The following is a 22,272-nucleotide window of genomic DNA, read 5'->3' on the forward strand; positions in this document are numbered from 1 at the left end:
AAACGGTTGAAATCTTATTTGTTGTTGTAACCGTATCAGAGCGCCCACTAAGGGCGCTCCGATTCGCATGCCTTATCAAATTTGATTTACGGCTCGATACCCCATACGAGCGTACCGTTCTGATGCAGCGTTACTTTGTTCCAATCTGCGAATGCTGTTTTCGTACCGTCGAACGAGTAATCGTTAGTTTCATCCAGATTCGTCCAGTCAGCTTTCGCGATGCGAATTTGGATGTCGCCCGTTTGGCCGCCTGCCGCAATCGAGCCTGCTGCTGAGCTGAACGACAGCTCGAGATACGTATCCGCGTTCGTCTTAGCAGGGCTGATCGAGCTGAACGTACCGCTTACATTGTTCGTGCCGATTTGTGCCCAGTCCGTCCAGAAGTTCAGTGCTGCACTGGACGAATCTTTCGTCAAGTAATAACGCAGCTTCAGATTGCTCAGGTTCACTGCCGTCGTGCCAGTGTTCTTAATGTTGAACGTTGCATAGATCATGTTATCGTTCGCATTGGCATTGTTAACCTTATATTGAACGACCAAATCACCCGTTGGCGGAGGCGTTACAGAGCCTGCAGGCGTTGCGCTTACAGCAGCGGAGTTCGCAGACTCGCCTGCGCTGTTCACGGCAGAAACAACATAGTAGTACGTCGTGCCGTTCGTAAGACCCGTATTCGTGTACGACGTACCCGAAACGCCCGTCGCAACCGTCGTGTAAGGACCGCCTGCCGTCGTTGCACGCTTCACGTTATAGCTCGTAGCGCCTGCCGATGCACTCCACGTCAGCGATACTTGTGCATCGCCAGCCGTTGCCGTCAAGCTTGTTGGTGCTGCCGGAACCGATACAGCCGCTTGCGGCGTTGCCGAAGCTTGCGTCGAGTTCGCGGATTCGCCTGCGCTGTTCACTGCGGAGACAACATAGTAGTACGTCGTACCATTCGTCAGGCTCGTGTTCGTGTACGAAGTAGCCGTTACGCCCGTCGCAATCGTCGTGTAAGGGCCGCCTGCCGTCGTTGCACGCTTCACGTTGTAGCTCGTTGCACCTGTCGATGCACTCCACGTCAGAGACACTTGACCATTGCCTGCCGTTGCCGTCAGGCTTGCAGGTGCTGCTGGTGCCGTCACACCCGCTTGCGGCGTTGCCGAAGCTTGCGTCGAGTTCGTTGACTCGCCTGCGCTGTTCACTGCGGAGACAACATAGTAATACGTCGTACCGTTCGTCAGGCTCGTGTTCGTGTACGAAGTAGCCGTTACGCCCGTCGCAATCGTCGTGTAAGGGCCGCCTGCCGTCGTTGCACGCTTCACGTTATAGCTCGTTGCACCCGTCGATGCGCTCCACGTCAGAGACACTTGGCCGTTGCCTGCTGTTGCCGTCAGGCTTGCAGGTGCAGCAGGTACAGTCGGATTGTTAGGATTCGTACTGCTTTGTGGAATTGGCGGATATGCGTTCGTTACAAGCTCAACGAATTGCTCATGGAACCAGTGACCCGATACAGGAGCATTAGGCTTTGCATCAGTTGGGAAACCGCTTGCGCCGATATACGTAGGGTCGCACATTCTGTCGAAGCCTTTGCCTTCGTCGTTCGGAATAGCCGAGCTCGATCCGTCGGACTCGCCTGGAGGTTTAACCCATACAAGCGCATCAATATGCGACGAAGCATAAGCTGCTGGTGCTACTGTTGGAGGTTCACCAATACCTGCACCAGATGGATTACACCAGTTACCGCGATGGGAACGTTTATCGATACGGCCGGAGTCTGCATAAGCGCTTACAGTCGAGCCGCTAGCAGACGTTGGACGATTCGGGCCTCCCCATCCGTTACGGGACGTATCCACGAGGAAGCCGATCGATGTTGGCCAGCCTTTCGCTACGAAGCCGGAGTAAAGTGCTGCCGTAAAGTCAACTTCGTCGAAATACGGATTCCATTCATAGTACGAAGCAGATCTCAGCGGTTGTCCGTTGATGTTCAGATCTGGATTCGGAAGGTTTGGCTCAACAAGCGGCGTCGTATTCGCCGTGTTCGTAATGAAGCCGTCTACGCTTGCCAGACCAGCCGTCGTACCTTTAACAACATCCGTGAACAGGTCGATAGCAGGACCGCGGTTCGAGTCCCATCCGAGCCAGCCGGAGTGACCAATATCCATGTAAGTGTATACGTTCGGAATTGCATGCAGCTTGTCTAGCGCATAGCGCGTTGCATCCACATAAATGCCGGAGGAGTTCGCTGCAGCGCAGTTCGGATCGCTCAGGTTCGTTACGAGGTTCGGGAGCGAATCCGGCTCAATAATGGTTACGATACGGATGTCTTGATACTTCGGATCTGCAAATACTGCAGCGATTGGATCAATGTATTCCGTTTTGTACGTATTGAGGCCGGCTTGCGTCAACGGCAGCTCGCCGTTGGAAGCGAGAGCGTGGCAATCGCGGCCAGGCAAGTTATAAATAACGAATTGTACGACAATCGGCGTGTTACCTTGCTTTGCAGCAAGCACAGCATCCATCGTTTCTACGAGGCTCTTACGTCCATTGTTAACTGCGCCGCCTTGGATCGCCGCTCTGCGGTCCAGCCAGATTGCTGTCGGATATGATTTAACCGTTTCCATTTTCGCTTTCAGCACAGGGTCTGAAACTTGCGCAATGGAGGAATCGACCAGATTCGCATAGTCAGGGTTCACATACTGCGTAGCACCAACATATGGATTGTCAACATGTGCTTCAGCAGCAGAGCTTGTAGCTGCACCGATCGTGGCGAATAGATTGAATACGACTGCGAACACAAGGAAGAGCTTCACGGTGCGTTTCGTTATTACGTTAGACAAAACTTTTCAACTCCTTTTAATTAATAGTTGCATATATTCCTGAAGAGCGGGAATCCGGCGAGCCGGACTCCCGTTCCAAGAACCAGAGCTTACGGTTCGATACCCCATACGAGTGAGCCGTTCTCATACAGCGTCACTTTGTTCCAATCCGCGAATGCGGACTTCGTACCGTCGAACGAGTAGTCATTGTTCTCATTGAAGTTCGACCAGTCAGCTTTCGCGATACGAATTTGGATATCGCCCGATTGTCCGCCTGCTGGGATGGAGCCCGCAGCGGAGCTGAACGAAATTTCGAGATACGTATCAGCGTTCGTCTTCGCTGGACTAATGGCGTTAAACGTTCCGCTAACCGTATTCGTTCCAACTTGCGCCCAGTCCGTCCAGAAGTTCAGACCTGCGCTCGTCGTGTCCTTCGTAAAGTAGTAGCGAAGCTTCAGACCGTTCAGACTTACTGGCGACGTACCCGTATTCTTAATGTTGAACGTCGCATAGATCATATTGTCCGAAGCGTTATTATTGTTCAGCTTATATTGAACCTGAAGGTTACCCGTAGGCGTTACTACCGTACCTGCAGGCGTTGCGCTTGCCGCTGCAGAGTTCGCAGACTCGCCTGCGCTATTGACTGCGCTGACGACGTAGTAATAGGTCGTGCCGTTCGTCAAACCAGTATCTGTAAACGTCGTACCCGTTACTCCTGTAGCAATCGTCGTGAACGCGCCGCCTGCTGTCGTCGAACGCTTCACGTTATAGCTCGTTGCGCCTGCGGATGCCGTCCAGTTCAGCGTGACCTGCGCATCTCCTGCCGCAGCAGTCAGGCCTGTAGGCGCTGCCGGAACCGTTACTGCCGCTTGCGGCGTTGCCGATACTTGTGTCGAATTCGCCGACTCGCCTGCACTATTGACTGCCGTAACAACGTAATAGTACGTCGTGCCGTTCGTCAGACTCGTATCCGTAAACGTCGTGCTCGTTACACCCGTTGCAACCGTTGTATACGGACCGCCGCTTGTCGTTGAACGTTTCACATTGTAGCCCGTTGCGCCTGCGGACGCCGTCCACGTTAGCGTCACTTGCGAGCTGCCTGCGGATGCCGTCAAGCCTGTAGGCGCTGCCGGAGCCGTTACGCCCGCTTGCGGCGTTGCCGATGCTTGAACGGAGTTAACCGATTCGCCCGCCGCGTTCACGGCGCTTACGACATAATAATAAGTCGTGCCGTTCGTCAAGCTCGTATCCGTAAACGTCGTGCCCGCCACGCCTGTTGCTACCGTCGTGTATGGACCTCCCGCCGTCGTAGCGCGTTTCACATTATAGCTCGTCGCGCCTGCGGAAGCCGACCATGTCAGCGTCACCTGTGCATTGCCTGCCGCTGCCGACAGCGTTGCTGGTGCAGCCGGAGCCGTAGGGGTTGTCGAATTGCTGTTAATGAGACGGTCATATTCTGCATAGGCTGTTGCAACATCGACTTGTGACCAGAAACGGTGGTACGTAAACGTAGGCGTTCCGTTCTCCCATTTCTTCGTCGTCGTGTTGTACGACGTCGTGTACAGATTTTGCAAATACGACCACATTGGATCTTGCGTAATCTTCGGACGTTGATCCACATAGCTGATATAGTAACCGTTGCCGCCTTTAGCAGGATCAGATGCTACAGCGTTATTGCCTGGAAGCGTTGCGCCTTGACCGTTCGTGCCCGACCAGCCAGACGGAATATACGTTTCTTTCGTAAAGAAACGATAGTAATCGGCACGCTGCTCAGGCTTCACGATACCGATGCCGTCATTGTAGCTCCAGACCGTATTCAACAGCGTGTACGCCGTATCTTTGGCTTGCGCGCCTTGTGCAGAATACGAGCCTGTCTCTGCCTTCGTAGCCGCTGCGTAGAAGGTAAGCGCTTTGACATAGCTTCCAAGAACACCTAAATCTTGGCTTGGATCTTTCGTAACAACATGATAATTCGGATTGCCTGTATAGGCGCTCAGACTAGTCCACGTATCCGGCTGACCGTTCCATTCGAGCGTACCAGGCAGATAGAACTCACCTGGAGCCGACGTCGTCGCTATCGTTGGATTAGCTCCGCCCAAGACGCGCTGACCGGATGCATTAAGGTAGTAGCCGTCGGAGTCCGTAACAGGTCTTTGATCGATAAACGTATAATCAAGCGCGTAATCGACCCAACGTTCCATAACCTGTTTCGCCATTTTGAAATTGTCGCTCGTCGTATCGCCGTTCGCTGCGAGAATGTAATACATTTCCGCTACGCGCTCGATTGGCCATACTTGGAAGCCGAACCATTGGTTCGAATCCGGATCATGATATACCGGTGCTTTCTGATAGCCGAGGCCATAGAATGTGCTCGTTCCCGTCGGGAACGCTTTGTATTCGCCATCCCAGCTGTTCGTTGCGCCGCCGCCGATCGCGCCTTCGCTCGATTGCAGCCACGTGTAGAACTCGAGTTGACGCTTAAGCGACGTGTTCCAATCCTGCTGTGCCGTTGGCGATGCCGGAATGAGGCCACCTGCCGATGTAGACAATGCATATGCCGCTACCGGATTCTGATAAGCTTGATGCACATGGCTGGAACCAATCCGCCAAGCCCAGTTGCCTTGACCGTTCTCGCCTAAGCCGCCGCCCCAAGCCGTGTACCAGCCAAGCAAGTACGTGCTTGCATCCTTGCCCGTGCCCGGCGTCGAGGAGCCGTTGCCCGTTCCAATCTTCTGGAAGTACTTGTCGTACATGTCATAGCGGAGATAGTCGCCCATCTTCTTCGCTTTATCCAAATACTTCGTATTGTTATAGCCGAACTGCTTCGCCCAGTACATGACTTGAACTGCGCGAGCATCCGCATCAGAGGCGTTCGTGTAACGCCATTGTGCTGCAGGAGCCTGGTTCTCCTTGTTAAAGATCGACATGAAGCCTTCGCCCGGCTGGCCGAACGTTTTGTTGTCCTGGGACGGATGGACGACAGCCTCAAATACAGACTCTTGCTCACCGCGCTGGAACGTATTGACATACGTTGCCGTATGCGACGGGTTCAGCAGGTTACCGAAGCCGTACCAGTTATCTACGTCGATCAACCAGTGCATCAGATACGTTTGATTGTTTCCGTATGTTGCTTTCAGCTCAGCGTCGAGCGGGTCCTTGCCTGCTGTCTTAACGTTGCTGAGCGGTACCGGATATTGGTCTGGCTGAGGCTTCTCCGGTGCATACGTCGCTGGGCTGTTCGGATTATAGTAATTCATCGTAGGCTGCTCTTCTTTGCCGTCGCCCTCATTGACAGGAATGATGTACTTCTCCATGTTGTCCCATGCTTTCTCTAGATGTGTCCAGTCGCCCGTATAATAGCCATACAATGCCTCCAGCCACAGCCAGTAGCTGTATGCCTCAGACGTACTCATATGACCATAGTCCGGCGCTTCACTTAAGAGCGTCTCGATTGCATGGTAAGGAATTCCTTCCGGTGAGAAATACCCGCTTGATGGGTCAGTCAACTGGTTGTACAGAGTTAGGAAGCGCTGCGCTTCAACAGATGTTGCCGGCGCCGCCGCTGCTGCCTTCTGAGGGGCAACCAATGCGGTTCCGCCCACGATAGAAGATACAGACAGCGCTGCGCTTAAAGCAATTGCCAGTCCCTTGCGGGAGGCTTTAATGACCATGAATAAATCCTCCTTCGAAATTGGTATTTCTTCTGTCCGGCGGCTGCCTTACGAAACCGGAAGCCACCGAACCCTCCATGCCTTAACACAAAGAGCACTATGGCTCGAGGCCCCATACAAGCGATCCGCTCTGATAGAGCGTTACTCTGTTCCAGTCCACGAATGACGATTTCGTACCGTCGAACGAATAATCGTTGCTCTCGTCCAGATTCGACCAGTCGGACTTCGCGATTCGAATCTGGATATCGCCGGATTGTCCGCCTGGCGCAATCGATCCAGCCGCTGCACTGAACGCAAGCTCCAGATACGTATCTGCATTGGTCTTCGCAGGGTTGATCGAGTTAAACGTGCCGCTTACCGTACTCGTACCAACCTGAGCATAATCCGTCCAGAAGCTTAAGCTAGCGTTGGACGAATCCTTCGTGAAATAGTAACGGAGCTTCAGATCGCTCAGGCTGACGGCCGTCGTGCCCACATTCCTAATGTTGAAGGTTGCATAAATCATGTTATCGTTCGCATTGCCGTTGTTCACTTTATATTGAACTACGAGATAGCCCGGCGGCGGTGTTACCGTTCCTGCCGGCGTTGCACTGACGGCGGCGGAATTCGCTGATTCACCCGCGCTGTTGACAGCAGTCACGACATAATAATACGTCGTACCATTCGTCAAACCGGTGTCCGTGTACGTCGTGCCCGTCACACCCATTGCCACTGTCGTGAAAGCGCCTCCGCTTGTAGTCGAACGCTTCACATTGTAGCTGGCAGCACCTGCTGATGCCGTCCACGTCAGTGTCGCTTGCGCATCGCCTGCCGACGCCGTCAAGCCCGTCGGCGCATCCGGAGCCGTAACAACCGCCTGCGGCGTTGCCGATGCTTGCGCCGAGTTCGACGATTCGCCAACACTGTTCACAGCGGAGACAACATAATAGTACGTTGTACCGTTGATCAGCCCCGTGTTCGTGTATGTCGTGCCCGTAAGCCCCGTCGCAACGGTCGTATAAGGACCGCCGCTCGTCGTTGAGCGCTTAACGGTATACGTCGTAGCACGGGACGACGCGGTCCAGTTCAGCGTTACGAAAGCGTTTCCTGACGAAGCCGTCAAATTCGCAGGCGCATCTGGAGCAGTCGGGATCGGCGAAATGCCCCCTGAAGGCTCAGAACCGAATACTCGTACTCCTGCATCGTATACCGGCATCAGCGCCGTTTTCGCGACAGTCTCTTTCACGAGTCCGCCGTAAGAGTAATCGTTCGTCGGGTCCCAAGCGCCTTGAGGCCCTGTAATTCGGAACTGCACTTCCTTCTTGTAATGCGGCTGTCCACCCGGATAAATCTTCGTTCCGGTGAAATCGACGTTCACATAATAAATGTGATTCGCCGCATCATAAGCAATCGGACTCGATACCGTTGCCCCTTGGTTATAATTCGTCAGAACCGTCAGGTCTGAAGCCGTGTAGCCTGCATTGTACACTTCGCTCAAATCCATAAAGTATTTGAACGACAGCTTATCGCCCATCCGTGCCGGCCAGCCGGAACGGTTGTTGAGCAGCGCCTTAATTTCCGTAAAATTGCTGCCGGCTTGATTGATCGCAGCCTCTACGAACATCTCGTCCGTCTTCGTCTCGCTTGGCGGGAAATTAGCTGCTGGCTGCTGGCCCGCACCGAATAGTAGATTCATCTTCGCTAGCGAGGCGGTGAATCCGGCATTGTAGTCGGTCGCAACCTCGTTCATCGTATAGTCCTGCACGCTGTCCGTGTAACCGTCAGTCTGGTTCGGACCGCCGACCAATGCTCCATAGAGCACATGACGGGCGTTAGCCGGCTCCAGCATATTATCGGACCAGGAGCCTTGCGACGTCCGATGGTGCGGATGCTGCGGCGGATTCACGCCGTAGCCAACGACATAACTGCGATTTTTCGGATTATCACCTAGCGCGTAGTTAATCTGGCGCACCGCGAAATCGCGATACCGGGCTTTCTTCGTCTGATCCGCTACGAAGTCAGAATAGACGAAGGCCAAGAATGCTGCATTGGACGCATACCTTAGCGACCCCCACGAATCAAGCCATGCTAGACCGCCAGGCGTGTACGTAATACGCTGTCCGTTAACGCCAACCGTCCAGAAATCAAGATTTTTCTCCGTCGCTGTAACGAATGTCGATGCCTCCGGACGACCAAGCTCAGTCAAAATACGGGCAAGCAGCAACTGGGAGCCGTACGTTTTGTCATCCCAGCCGATCGTCCACTTGTAACCCCATTCGCCCGCTTGATCCCTGCTCCAGTCATTAGTTGATTGAACTGCCTTGTTCAGATAAGTCATGTCATTCGTTGCCAGGTAAAGCCAGATCGCCCCCCAAGTCAACTCATCCGCATACCCGCTCCATGAGTTGTAGAACGACTGTGCGTCCTTGATGCAATCGGAATACTTGCCGCGGTACGTGTCCGCGAAGCTGTACAGCTGCTTCGCATGCGTCAGCAGCTTTGCCGAGTAAGCAGAATCCGTGTCAGCGAATACGATGGATGCTGCCGCCATAGCCGCAGCGGTCTCGCCTGCGAGATCGGAGCCCGGGCAGGTCGCCGTAATTTTGTACGACTTGCGCTCCATCTGCATCACTTCGGCCGGCCCCCACCAAGCGTGGTCTATGCTACCGGTGCCGACTTGTCCGTACAGCTCATTCGGAGCCGTATGCGCTTTTACAAAATAGTCGTTAACCCATCTCAAATTGTCCAAAATCGCATCTAATTGGCCAGACTGCACGTACCCGTCTCGGTACTCATATACCGACCAAGCAAGCATCGTTGCAGAGAACGCCATCGGAAAGCCGAATTTGACATGGTCACCCGCATCATACCAACCGCCCGTCAGGTCTACTCCGTTATCGGCACCGTCGGTAAGCCCGGAATCACCGCGCCATTCCACTCGATTGCTCGCGGGCAGTTCGCCTGAACGCTGCGCCTCGTAGAAATAAATCGCTTTCTGTAACGCCTCGGCGTAGTTGAAATCGCTTGCTGCATTCGCTTCAGGAACGAAGACACCCACCGGCGCTCCTCCTAAGACGAGACCTGCCGCCAGCGTGTACGCTAGAAGCTTGGTAACCCATCTCCGCGTACGCCTCATTGCCTTATTCATCTCCTTCATTGCTTGTTGTATTGTCGTAACCGGGTGTCGCCCACTCTCCTCCTCTCTTTCGACGGGTTAGCAGCCATCAAGGGCGGTAATTCCAATTATAAACATCGATAGAAGTCGGACTAGCAAATATCATGACTTCTTGAATGTCACTTTGATGACCTTCGTCATCAAAACTTGACAATAAAAAAGTGCCGAACGCTAATCCAGCGCTCGACACTTATAGCAGCTGCCTACTAATTTCTCTCTATACTTTTGCAGAAGAGAGTCGACAAGTGCACGATTCGTTACAGCCTCGACGAGTTCATTGTGTGCTGCAGAAGCATGCCCGAACGGCGTGCCCATTTTGCCAGGTATACCGCACCATTGGTCCATCCTGTTCATAATATAAGTTGACTGTATCCCTAAACCTTGTTAAACCATACAAACCCGAGCAAGGAGGGGTGACAAAAATTGAAGGGCAGCGACCATAAGAGCAAATTTTTGTTGACGCATCGCGAACGCGAAGTATTCGAGCTGCTAGTACAGGATAAAACAACGCGAGACATTGCTCAGCAGCTGTTCATCAGCGAGAAGACGGTACGCAATCATATCTCCAATGTAATGCAAAAGCTCAATGTCAAAGGTCGTTCACAGGCGGTTGTCGAGCTGATCAAGCTTGGGGAATTACAGATCTAGTCATCGTTCATCTATAGATCCTGATTCGTTATGGAATCGGCCTTCGTCCCATGCGTCCTTCATGGAAGCACGGTGAGAAGGTTTTTTTGTTGGTGCGGCCAGCACTGCGGAACGGGCAGCTTCATTCCATCCTATTCGAGGTAAGACCATTTTATTCTTCTTTTTAGTTTCATTTAAGACTCGATTAAGGTTCAGCCCTCATGATGAACTTAACGAAATCGAAACTGCTGCAAACCAGCACAGCATCCGGCTAATGGATGGGGGAGGAATTATAGGATGATGAATAACCATACGAACAGACCTTGTAGAGGCCAACATAATGAATGGATCGAGACGCATCAAGATGAGAACGGCACTTATATTACCCGCTTCGGCCGAAGCTTCGACTTCGCAAGCGATAAGCCGGCAGCCGCACCTTCACGCCGGCACCCGCTGCTCCCGCTTGCGGCAGCCTTCCTGGCAGGCGTACTCACAATTAGCGGATTCATGTACGCAGCCGATCATAATAATTGGTTCAACGGTACTAAGACCGGACAAGCTGCTTCGACTGCTGCAGGACAAGGCGCCGGCATTACTACGGCTTCAGCAGCTGCTTCCACTCAGACAGCATCGGGCGATATTGCATCCATCTATGAAGCGGCCAGCCCGGCTGTCGTCAAAATCGATACGTACGTGCAGCAGCGGCAAAGCTTCCGTACGCGCGGCGGAATCTGGTTCGAACCGAGCGAGAGCTCGCAGGGTGGACTAACGGCGATGGGGACGGGAACCGGGTTTATTGTCCAAAAGGATGGCTACATTATGACGAATCAGCATGTGATCGCAGGTGCGGATCAAATTCAAGTTACACTGCAGGGAGAATCCGAGCCCTATACGGCCAACGTCGTCGGGGAGCGCGAGGAGCTTGACGTCGCGATTCTGAAGATTAAGCCGCGCAGCGGATCAAACGCATCATTTCCGACGGTCAAGCTAGGCGATTCCGATACGGTGAACATCGGTGATATGGTCGTCGCAATTGGCAACCCTTATGGACTCGATCAGACGCTAACGGTTGGCGTGCTTAGCGCCAAGGAGCGTCCGATCCAAATTCAAGATGGCAATACGACGCGTACCTACGAGCACCTGCTCCAAACTGACGCCTCGATAAATCCAGGCAACTCCGGCGGTCCGCTCCTGAACTCCGCTGGCGAAGTTATCGGTATGAACTCCGCTGGTGAGACGGAGGCACAAGGCATCGGCTTCGCGATTCCGACAACGACGATGAAGAGCGTAATTCAAGAAGTGCTCGGAGGCGGATCGAATATATAAATGAGCTCCAAGCTAGTAAAGGTCAAAGCCATACACACGGGCTTTGACCTTTAAATCGTTACAGATTAACATCCGCTCTAGCTGGGAACAGTCTCTCAACCATCGCGTTAAATTCAGCGATAAAGCCTTGAATCGGGTGGCCAGCTTGTACCTCTTTCCAATAGCCGCTCATCCGATCGACGAAGTCTGGGTTAGCCGAAATGTATACATGCGCAACGCTCGGCGCCAGCTTCCTTACTTCAGCTGCTATTTGGCTTTTCACATGTTCCGTTAATTGAATGTCGGCGTTCGCGTCCGCTCCGGCTCGGGCTCGGTATGTGCCATCGCCGTACATGTTGTTCGTGCGATTGTACATATTATTGTTATGCGGCGCTGTGCTGTACGTTCCATATCGCGGTGATGGTGTCATGCCGCCTGTATTCAAAGGAGTAACCGGGCTAGAACCGCCCGCGCTAGCTCCATCTCGCAGCGAAACCGCAACATACGCATTGCTGTTGGTCAGCATGACGTTTGCGGTCTTTACTTCCTTTACCTTCGTTGTAATGCGATCGGCGATGTTTTTACTCATCTCGAGACGATAATTCTCATGGCTTCCGATTAAGTTATTGCTGTTCAGTCGGCGGCCGTTGACACGGTTCATTTCATTCATCTGATCATTGGCGAACCGCTTGTTCATGATCTGATTGCCGTTCATGTCATAACGAACGCTGTTCGAACGAACCGGTGCCCGGTTGCCCAAGTCGCCTTGATTGGCTGCACATCCCGCCAATATCGCGCCAAGCATTGCCGATGCGGCGATTACTTTGAACTTTCGATGCATGATGGCCCTCCATTCGGCTGGTGAATAATAAAGCCGTTATTATCGTGCGCCGAATCGATGAACCGTATGCCCGCAATAAGTTGGACGTAATGCCAAGACAATATACAGTTGCTTATGCAGCTTTCGACTTCGTAGCTTCACTTAAAATTTTCTTCCGAATTACATTCCTCACAAACTACGCAATAAGGCTTATCTAGCACACGCATTTTCATTCAAGACTTGGAATATAACATCCCTTCACGTCAGACATCGAGTATACGCCAATACCAGCCTGACCGAGATACGATTTCCACTTCACCTTCTTAGGATTGATTTCCGAAGTCGCTTCACATTCTCCTGAAGATCACACAAGACAAACCAGATATATTAAATTTTCACAGAAAATTCTATAAATTGTAGAGTTTCATTTGCGGCTTAAACGTTATAGCATAAAGTCGCATCCTATCTCATGGAAAGAAAGGAGGGCCGCGCATATTCTACGAAATGTAGCACCTTAATTCAACATTTTAGATTGGAGGAGAGTAATGATGATGCTAGTAAGATCAAGAATGGTAAGCTTGTTCAGCGCGCTGCTTTTGCTTGTCAGCCTCCTGCTGCCCACGGCGTTGAACCAGACGGCCAAGGCGTCGCCTGCGGGTGTGACACCAGGCACGCTGTCACGAATCATGTCATTTGGTAACAATCCTGGCGGCTTGAACATGTATGTATACGAACCGCGCAACTTGGCAGCACAACCTGCCCTGCTCGTAGCTATGCACACTTGCGGAGGCAGTGCTTCTGGCTTCTACAGCGGGATGGCACGCGACTATGTTACGGCAGCAGAGCAGTACGGTTACTTGATTATCTTCCCAGAAAGCGCGCGCAGTCAATTCATGAACTGCTTCGACGTATGGAGCCCACAATCGCAAATCCGCGGCGGCGGCACTGACCCCGTCAGTATTATATCGATGGTGAATTGGGCTAAAGCAAACTACAACATTGACACCAGCCGCATCGTCGCAATGGGGGCATCCTCCGGAGCGATGATGACGAACGGCTTGCTTGCCTTGTACCCAGATGTCTTTGCCGCTGGAAGCGCGTTCATGGGTGTGCCAGCCACCTGCCTCGCTACTGGATCAGCCACCGTCTTCTTGAACGACCAGTGCGCAGGCGGGTATATAACGAAGACAGCTCAGCAATGGGGCGACGCGGCCCGCGCAATGTACCCCGGCTATACGGGCAGCTACCCACGCATGCAGCTTTGGCACGGTACGAACGATTTTGTTGTCAACCATAATAACCTCATCGAAGCAACAAAGCAGTGGACGAATCTGCACGGCGTATCCCAGACTCCGGTCTTAACCGATAATCCGCAGCCGTCCTGGAACCGTACCCGCTATGGGAACGCAACTGTCCAGCCGCCGGTCGAGGCGATCAGCGTGCAGGGCGCTGGCCATAGCATACCGGAAAACGGAATGGTCGCCTATTCAATTGCCTTCCTTGGCTTAAACAATAGCAATAGTGGCGGTGGTGGTGGCGGCGGTACTACGACGGCACCGGCAGCACCAGCAACTTTAACTGCTGCTGCTGGCAACGCTAGCGTATCATTAAGCTGGGCTGCATCATCAGGCGCGACAAGCTACACCGTGAAGAGAGCTACGACCAGCGGCGGTCCTTATACGAGCATCGCGACAGGAATAACCGCAACCAGCTACACGAACACAGGCCTTAACAATGGTACGACGTATTATTATGTTGTGAGCGCATCGAACGCAGCAGGCGAAAGCACGAACTCTCCGCAGGCGAGCGCGACGCCGACAAGCGGCAATGGCGGAGGCGGTACAGGTGGCGGTACAGGCACCGGCACGCTAGTTGCACAATACAAGCTCAACAACTCCAACGCAACCGATAACCAAATTTATGCGACATTCAATATTAAGAACACCGGAGCATCAGCCGTCAATCTGAGTGATGTCAAGCTGCGCTACTATTTCACGAAAGACGGCAATGCAAATCTCAATTTCTACAAAGACTACGCCCAGATCGGAGCATCTAACGTGAACGGTACGATCGTAAGCACGACTGGCACGAATGCCGACACATATCTGGAGCTGTCATTCAGTGCAGCGGCAGGCTCGATCGCACCAGGCGGCCAGACTGGCGACATCCAAATCCGCATTGCGAAATCCGACTGGTCGAACTTTAACGAGAACAACGACTATTCATTTGACGGAACGAAGACAGCATTTGCCGACTGGAACAAGGTGACGCTGTACCATAACAATACCCTTGTATGGGGAATCGAGCCGTAATCTTATACGGTAACGAATCAAGAAAGCCGGAGCTTCACAATATGGTGCAGCTCCGGCTTTTTGTCGAGAAATTATATGAAGTATTAATAATCCATCCTAATCCAAAACTCAGTGCAGACATAATTAATATAGTTAAGAATGCTGTCGTCCTTCTCATCCTAGATCAACCACCTTCCATTTCCGATGCCTAGTAACATAACCGCCGCAGGTTCTTGGGTAATCGGTGCCCTCCCAATTGGATAAATTAACTCATCTCCATTTTTTTGTAAATGCCTCATTTTGCCTAGCTGGAGCCCACTAACCTGTGCGACTAAGGCATAAAATTTAAGCTTAGATATCTTAGCGACCATGACCTGTTAAACCCAAAAAAAACCATAGCCCGAACACCTTTATTCAAAGTGTCCGAGCTATGGGAACCCGTATAGGAGGCAAATCGTGTTCTTTCTATTCAGCTGCTGGCTTTAACAGCTCATACGCGATGACGTTGTCGGTACGGAAAGCAAATCCCGTCACGCTGCTTCGCATTGCTTGAAGCGGCTGTACGTAGTTGACCCAAATGAATGGGAGCTCGCTGCCTAGAATCTGCTGCGCTTCCTTCCAATATTGCTGAGCTTCCTCGCTTAGCTCGTTGTTAGTTGAGGTAGCGCCTGTGTTTACCGCATCAAGATAAGATTGATTAACCCATTTGGACCAGTTCAACGGACTCGTGTCGTTAAAGAACAAGAGCAATAAATAATAAGGCGACAACACGATAGAATAATCGCGATCCAGCATCATTTGGAGGCTGCCGCTTGATTTGGCTTGAGCGTAAGACGATGCAGGCATTTCTTGCAGCTCGATCGTGATTCCCGCTTCGCTAGCGCCTGTTTTAATCATATTGGCTACTTCCTTCAAGTCGGCATAGCTGGTGTTATAAGTCATCTTCACCGTAATTCCATTTGCAAAGCCTGCCTCCGCAAGCAGCTCCTTCGCCTTCGCCGGATCATACGTGTATTGCTCGAACGGAGTCGAATCGTAGCCTGGAATATCCGGGAACATTGGCCCGCTCATCGATGCGGAACGGTTCAGGTATACCTGCGATTGAATGCGATCATACGGAATTGCATAGGCCATCGCTTGTCGAACCAGCTGATTGTCGAAAGGAGCGACGCTTGTGTTCAATGGAATAAAGATGTGCATATTCGTGTCGATGGCTGGTATCGTAATGTTCGGGTCATCCTTCAAAGCTTCCTGATCTCTCGGCCGCAATTGGGTTGCAATTTGCACATCCCCGCCGCGCAGCAAAGAGACGCGAGTCGAAGTGTCTTTCACTTCTTTCACTACGATTCGCTTGTAATACGGCTCACCCAGAACATAATTTTCGTTGCTTTCCCACACCAGCTGCTGCCCTGGCTTATATTCGACAACCTTATAAGGGCCAAATCCGTAGCTGTTTTTGGACGCATACTCCAGTGACCAAGGATCGTCGTCTGTTTTCTTCGAAAGCAGCAAATCACTATCATATATGCTTCCCAAATGAGAGTTCGACAGCATACTTAACAGCGTATAGTCTGTATTCTTGTTAAGCTTAAATTGTACCGTATACTCATCAATTTTCAAAACCTGCTGATCGACATCACTAATGACGAAGCCCCCAATAAAGCCCGCCGTGCTGCCTGTGCCCATTTTGCGCTTCATGCTGTAAATGACGTCGTCTGCATTTAATTCGTTGCCATCTGGACTAAGAACCCCCTGCTTCAAGCGGAAGGTGACACTTAATCCGTCCTCGCTAACTTCGTAGCTTTCCGCCAGTACCGGCTCGAAGCTCGTTACTTCCTGCCCCTTCAACCCTTCGCCCTTGTCCACATACGTATTCCGGATCAACGTTGCGTGCATATTGAGTGCCGCTTCTTGGTTCTCATAGCCGATCGCATTCTCGACCTCTAATGACGACGGCAAGCTTGGCGTAGCAATTACTAAAGAGGATGTACCCGAACCCGATCCTCCCGAATTCGAAGATGTATTAGATGAAGGCTCTGATTTCGACGAACAGGCGGTCATAATGACGGACACTGCCAATAATACGGTTACAGCACGGATTACGCCTCTTTTTCCCATAATGCTTGCTCCCCCTTGTCAGAATATTGTAGACATGCAACCATACGATCGCTGCCGTTCCTCTCCATGAGCTCCGGATGCTGCTGATGACACTCCGCCGTCGCGTACGGACAACGCGGAGCCAGGAAGCAGCCCTTCGGCAGGTTGAGCGGGCTCGGTATTTCGTTCGTAAGCTTCATCTCTTGCAGCTGCTTATCGGGGTCCGGATGAAGGACAGACGACATCAAAGACTGGGTATAAGGGTGAAGCGGCGATTGGAACAGCTGCTCCGTCCGCCCGATCTCTACGATTTCGCCCAAATACATAACAGCCATTATTCCGCCCAACAGCTGCACGGCCGATAGATCATGCGAAATGAACAAATACGCGATGCCGGTCTCCTCTTGAATCTTTTTGAGTATCGTCAAGATGTCCATTCGAGTAGCGGGATCCAGCATCGACGTCGGTTCATCGAGCACGATAAGGTCAGGATCATTCATTAAGGCACGCGCAATCCCGATTCGCTGCTGCTCATTCGGCCTTAATTCAAACGGATACCGGTCAAGAACGGAAGGGGAAAGATTGACCTTTGCCAGCACCTCATTCATGATTTCGTCGTGGCTCTCTTTTCCCATTATGCGAAGCGGCTCACTCAAAATTCGCCTAATCGTATGTCTTGGATTTAACGATTCGAATGGCTCTTGGAACACCATCCCGATTCGCGCTTTGCCATTGCCATGCGAGATGAGTCCGCTTGTCGGCTTCTCGAGACCGGCAATACATCTGCCTACCGTCGTTTTTCCCGAGCCGCTTTCGCCAACCATACTTAGCGTTTCCCCTGGTTGAATCGAGAAGGAAACCCCATTGATCGCGTTTACCTTCCTCTTCCCCAGCGTAAATACTTTGTAAAGCTCATGGATGGATACGACCGGCTCTGTTCGCATGCCTTTCGGAGTCGACATCCGATTAATTTGCTGTTGTTCATCCAGCATCATTTGGATCATTTGTTGTCCGGCTTTACTTGCAGGCGAACGGAAGAACGATCTCGTATCCTGAAGCTCGACAGCTTCGCCGCCATCCATAACGAGCACTTTATCGCAATAGCTCGCCACAATTCCTAAGTCTCTCGTGACGAGCAGACAGGATGTGCCCGCCTGGCGGATAACTTGGGATAACAAGTCGAGAATTTGGCGCTGGACGGTTACGTCCAGCCCGGCAGTCGGCTCATCGGCCAATATAAGAGATGGTTCGTTCAGCATAGCAGCCGCAATGACAACGCGCTGCGCCATCCCGCCGCTTAATTCGTGGGGATAAGCAAACATCCGATTGCCGGGGTCCGGAATCGAAACGTTAGCCAGCCATTCCAGCACGCGCTGCTTCGCTTCGGCTTCCGAAACGTTCGCATGCGTTCGAAGGATACGGATGAGCTGCTTTCCGATTGGAACAACCGGATTCAGATACATCTTTCCTCCCGTCGGAATGAAAGCGAGGTCTTTACCTCGAATGGCGTTGAAGCTTCGTTCGTTAAGCGATGTTAACTCTTTGCCACCCAGCTGAATACTTCCTGTTAATTCCACCGGAAACGACAGAATCCGGATGATCGATTCCAGCAGCACGCTTTTCCCGCTTCCGGAATTTCCGATAATTCCGATAATTTGTCCTTTGCCAGCTTGGAACGATACATTGTGCAGAAGCTGCTTCCCGGTCGCTTTATGCGTTAAAGTGACGCCTTCCATATGAAGCACCGGTTCCATCGTCGTCTCACTTGCCGGAATCAACGTTTGCTGTAGGTTTTGCAAATTTCCGTACCCCCTCTCCGAGCAATGCGAAGCAGTAAACTGTTAACCCGAGGCCCAAACCTGGAAAAACAGCAGGCCACCAGTAACCGTAAATAACGTCCGAAGCACCGATTGCAATCATCGAGCCCCATTCAGGAGTAGGCGGAGAAATACCCGCTCCTACGAAGCTTAGGCCGGAAATCAATAACGCTGACATACCGATCGTTACGGAAGCTTGTGCCAATATCGGCTCCATGGCGTTAGGGAGTACATGCTTGATAATGACGTTGATCTCTTTATTCCCGATCACCCTCGCCGCATCAACATAAAGCTTCTTGCGAAGCTGCAGCACCTCGCTGCGCATTAACCGGACATAAATCGGAATATTTACTACCGAAATGACCGCAATGAGGCTGATCGGTGACGGCTCTGCTACAGACATGAGAATCATCGCCAGTACGAAAATCGGAAACGCCTGCAGCACATCGAAGAACCGCATCAACCCTTCCGACAATTTCCCCAGCAGCCCCCTTGCGCCCGAATAATAACCAGCGATAAGTCCAAGCGGGACGCCAAACAGAATCGCTACCGCAAGCGAGCCGAGCGAAATGAGGATAATAATTCGCGGGGCATACAGCATGCGGGACAACACATCCATTCCCGTATTATCGGTTCCGAACCAATGAACAGCGTTGGGAGCTATTAACGAATCTGCTACTGATTTTTCCGGGTCAAAGGGAGCGATCCAAGGTGCAATGAGCGTCAATACAACAATCAAGCAGCAGACAATCAAGCTAAACAGCGTGCTCTTGTCCTGCATCGCAAATCGGATCAGCCAATGCTTCAGTCTCGGACGAACCTCTTCACGAATGACGACTCTATCGTCCATAACCTCTTGCATATTCTTCACTCCCTCTACTCGTAACGCATTCGAGGATTAATAATGAAATAAAGAAGGTCGACTAGTAAGTATACGAACAGCGAGAATGCAGCAGACAGAAGAATGAATCCTTGCATCGCCGGGAAATCGGTATTTACCGCGGATTGGATTGCATATTCTCCCATCCCTCCCCAGCCGAAGATAGATTCGATCAACACCGCACCTCCGAGCAAATACGTATACGTAATACCTGAAATTGTAATGATGGAAGGAAGCGCATTTTTTAGGGCATATCGGATAATAGAAGCTTTGCCGACACCGAAGGAACGCGCGTATTTCATGTATGGAGAGCTTAATGCTTCCCCGATGCTAACCGTTGTAATCTTCAAAATGTTGCCGCTGTATACGAACACGAGCGTCGCCACAGGCAGCATTAAATGAGAAAGGTACGACATCAGTACATCGAATCGGCCGGAAATGATAGAATCAATCGTCAGAAAACCGGTAACCGAAGGCGGCGAAGCAAGAGTCAGGTCGTACCGCCCCATCGGGTTAGGCGCGATTCCGAGCGTGCTGTAGAATAGCAGAATGAGCAAGATCCCAATCCAGAAATCCGGTACGGCTCCGGCAAGAAAGCTGTAGCCCTTCACAATTCGATTCGTCAGCTTCCCGATGAACGTGTTTGGTCCGAATGCAGCGATAAAGGAAATGACAATCGACAGCAGCAGCGATAAGATAAGGCTGATCGTAATTAACTCAAGCGTTGCCGGAAACCGCTGGAACAAATCGCTCGTCACCTGCTGGCTCGTAAACCAGGATACGCCCATGTCGCCATGGAACAGCTGTTTAAAATAATGAATCAGTTGATCCAGCAGACTGCCGTCAAGCCCCATCCGTTCACGCATTTTCTCCATTTCGCCTTCAGATGCCATCCCGCCGGTAATGCGCAAAATCGGATCACCCGGCGTGAGCCGGATGACCAGAAATGCGACGATAATAACACCAATTAATTGAGGGAGAAAATAGCCAAGTCGCTTTAGTGAAAAGGCTGCGAAGTTCATGACAGGCTCAACTCCGCTTGTTGCTGCCTAAGCGAAGCCGTTGCCTCATGATCAACCGAATAAGCCCCCTGTTGTTCCGTAATAACTACACCATATATTTCCTTAGCCGTTTGCACAGAAACATACCCATCCATTACATCCCCTAGCACGCTCTCAATATCGCGGTCGTACGGGCTGCCCCAGCCTCCGCCGCCCCCTTTGAAGGTGAACAACACCTCATTAGGCTCCAGCATGAAGGCAGTCGCAGATTCCTTAACGATTTGCTCTTCATCAGTGCCGTAACGCAGAATCGCGTAGCTTCTTGCGCCGGAGTGACCGCCTGCAAAGCCTTGCAGCGGATAGCGGTTGCCGACCGTCGTAATGTTGACGAATGATGGACGGTCACCATACACCTGCCGCTTCATTTGGAAGGACGGTACACCTCTCCACTGGCCGTGGCCGACCGAATCATTCGCATATTCATACTGACGGTACAGGAATGGGAACTGCAGCTCTTGCGTCTCTATCGTTGCTAGAATCAAGCTACACATTGGCGCGCTCCAGCCGCCCCAGCCGTCTTTGCCGTAAGAGGCCGAGTCAGCAGCGATGGTGTTACCGTATTCGATCGTGAAGTACATCTCGTCGTTGTAACGGCTGTCCGTACCATACGTCGTCGATAGACAGTACCCTTGACCGATCTGTCCTGCTCTCTCTGGCGCAATCTTCGCCAATGCGTTCATTACCGCTTCGCCAATGTCGCCGCCGATCGTCACGGTAGAGAACATAACTGGAGCCGGCTCCAACGGGTTGACGACTGTTCCTTCCGGCGCGTAAATTTTCACCTGACGGAACATACCGGAGTTAACGGGCATATCCTCTGGGAACATACCGCATAACGCCATGTAAACGTAGGAAGCGGTATTGCCCATCGGGCTGTTAATATACCCCGGCACTTGGTTGTCCGTTCCGGTAAAATCTACTGCGATCGTCTCGCCTTGTACCGTAACGGTTGCTTTCACTTTAATGTCGTAGTTTTTGGCCGAATCGTGGTCAAGGAGCCGCTCGCCTACATAAACGCCATCCGGCCATTTGCTAATCTCGGATCTTAGACGTTTCGCTGCATATTCCATCGAATAATCGATCGCATCGACGATCGTATCGACTCCATATTTCTCCACGAGCTGCTTCGTGCGCAGCGCGCCGATATTACAACCGCCGAGAATGGCGAGGAGATCGCCCTTGAGCACCTCGGACAAACGCGAGTTGTTCGTCACGATGTCCCACATATCTTGACGGATAACGCCTTTCTCGTAGAGACGGATAGGCGGAATCCGGAAGCCCTCCTGCCATACGTCGGTTGCGGACGGATTGTAACCGCCTGGCTCTACACCGCCGAAATCGGACATATGGGCGCGCACCGAAGGGAAGATCATCCGGTTGTTATCGAGCATAACCGGCTTCATCATCGTCCAGTCTGCAGCATGCGTTCCTCCGTAATAAGGGTCATTGACTAGAAACACGTCACCCTCATGGATGTCGCTGCCGAACTCTTTAATCAACGCTTCTACCGATGTAATCGATGCGAAGATGTGAACCGGTATGGCCGTGGCCCTTGCGATCATGCTGACTTCTTTACCGTCGTAATAGAAAACCCCGGTACTATAGTCATGAACCTCTTGGAACAGTGGATGGACAGCCGTCCGTTCTACGACACGGCTAATCTCCGATGAGATCGATTCGAATGAATCACGTATAACTTGAGCTGTGATAGGATCCAATTTGTTCACTGTTGTTAGCATACATACCTTCCACCT

Annotated in this window: 12 protein-coding genes; 3 read left to right on the forward strand and 9 right to left on the reverse strand. The window is 51.9% G+C overall.

Going from position 1 to position 22,272, the window contains the following annotated elements; translation table 11 throughout:
• Positions 1-86: 86 nt before the first annotated feature.
• From PXY01_RS05320 to PXY01_RS05330, 3 genes are all read right to left on the reverse strand, one after another.
• A complete protein-coding gene (locus tag PXY01_RS05320; protein WP_373864275.1) occupies positions 87-2,816 on the reverse strand; it encodes a glycoside hydrolase family 6 protein in 2,730 nt (909 codons plus the stop codon).
• 89 nt (positions 2,817-2,905) lie between these two features.
• Positions 2,906-6,466 carry a glycoside hydrolase family 48 protein gene (locus tag PXY01_RS05325; RefSeq protein WP_127568009.1) on the reverse strand — a complete coding sequence of 1,187 codons (3,561 nt, stop codon included), beginning with the start codon at positions 6,464-6,466 and terminating at the stop codon, positions 2,906-2,908.
• 97 nt (positions 6,467-6,563) lie between these two features.
• Complete coding sequence (locus PXY01_RS05330) at positions 6,564-9,581, reverse strand: glycoside hydrolase family 9 protein (RefSeq protein ID WP_246027805.1); 3,018 nt, start codon at positions 9,579-9,581, stop codon at positions 6,564-6,566.
• 462 nt (positions 9,582-10,043) lie between these two features.
• On the opposite strand from PXY01_RS05330, the gene PXY01_RS05335 reads away from it, so the two are divergent.
• Both PXY01_RS05335 and PXY01_RS05340 read left to right on the forward strand, forming a co-directional pair.
• Positions 10,044-10,268 (forward strand): helix-turn-helix domain-containing protein, encoded by a 225-nt coding sequence (locus PXY01_RS05335; protein WP_006040330.1) that lies wholly within the window; start codon positions 10,044-10,046, stop codon positions 10,266-10,268.
• A 276-nt stretch (positions 10,269-10,544) separates the two neighbouring features.
• Positions 10,545-11,573 carry a S1C family serine protease gene (locus tag PXY01_RS05340; RefSeq protein ID WP_127568013.1) on the forward strand — a complete coding sequence of 343 codons (1,029 nt, stop codon included), beginning with the start codon at positions 10,545-10,547 and terminating at the stop codon, positions 11,571-11,573.
• Positions 11,574-11,631: 58 nt separating this feature from the next.
• Here the strand turns inward: PXY01_RS05340 and PXY01_RS05345 are convergent, their stop codons facing one another.
• Entirely contained in the window at positions 11,632-12,393 is a 762-nt protein-coding gene (locus tag PXY01_RS05345) for a YhcN/YlaJ family sporulation lipoprotein (RefSeq protein WP_127568015.1), read from the reverse strand.
• 524 nt (positions 12,394-12,917) lie between these two features.
• On the opposite strand from PXY01_RS05345, the gene PXY01_RS23140 reads away from it, so the two are divergent.
• Complete coding sequence (locus PXY01_RS23140; protein ID WP_307719367.1) at positions 12,918-14,684, forward strand: extracellular catalytic domain type 1 short-chain-length polyhydroxyalkanoate depolymerase; 1,767 nt, start codon at positions 12,918-12,920, stop codon at positions 14,682-14,684.
• A 444-nt stretch (positions 14,685-15,128) separates the two neighbouring features.
• Here the strand turns inward: PXY01_RS23140 and PXY01_RS05355 are convergent, their stop codons facing one another.
• From PXY01_RS05355 to PXY01_RS05375, 5 genes are read right to left on the reverse strand one after another with little or no spacing between them, the layout of a single operon-like run.
• Positions 15,129-16,781: an ABC transporter substrate-binding protein gene (locus PXY01_RS05355; protein WP_127568017.1), complete on the reverse strand. Its 1,653-nt coding sequence runs from the start codon at positions 16,779-16,781 to the stop codon at positions 15,129-15,131.
• Positions 16,763-18,559, reverse strand: a complete 1,797-nt coding sequence (locus tag PXY01_RS05360) for an ABC transporter ATP-binding protein (protein WP_127568019.1) — start codon at positions 18,557-18,559, stop codon at positions 16,763-16,765. The genes PXY01_RS05355 and PXY01_RS05360 overlap by 19 nt, the downstream gene beginning before the upstream one ends.
• Positions 18,522-19,439 carry an ABC transporter permease gene (locus PXY01_RS05365; protein ID WP_127568021.1) on the reverse strand — a complete coding sequence of 306 codons (918 nt, stop codon included), beginning with the start codon at positions 19,437-19,439 and terminating at the stop codon, positions 18,522-18,524. Before PXY01_RS05365 ends, PXY01_RS05360 begins: the two co-directional genes overlap by 38 nt.
• 14 nt (positions 19,440-19,453) lie before the next feature.
• The gene (locus PXY01_RS05370) at positions 19,454-20,479 is read right to left on the reverse strand and encodes an ABC transporter permease (RefSeq protein WP_127568023.1); all 1,026 of its coding nucleotides are present in this window, start codon (positions 20,477-20,479) and stop codon (positions 19,454-19,456) included.
• A complete protein-coding gene (locus PXY01_RS05375) occupies positions 20,476-22,257 on the reverse strand; it encodes a hydantoinase B/oxoprolinase family protein (RefSeq protein ID WP_127568025.1) in 1,782 nt (593 codons plus the stop codon). Before PXY01_RS05375 ends, PXY01_RS05370 begins: the two co-directional genes overlap by 4 nt.
• Positions 22,258-22,272: the final 15 nt, after the last annotated feature.

This window comes from Paenibacillus xylaniclasticus (assembly GCF_004001065.1).
GTDB lineage: Bacteria > Bacillota > Bacilli > Paenibacillales > Paenibacillaceae > Paenibacillus_T > Paenibacillus_T xylaniclasticus.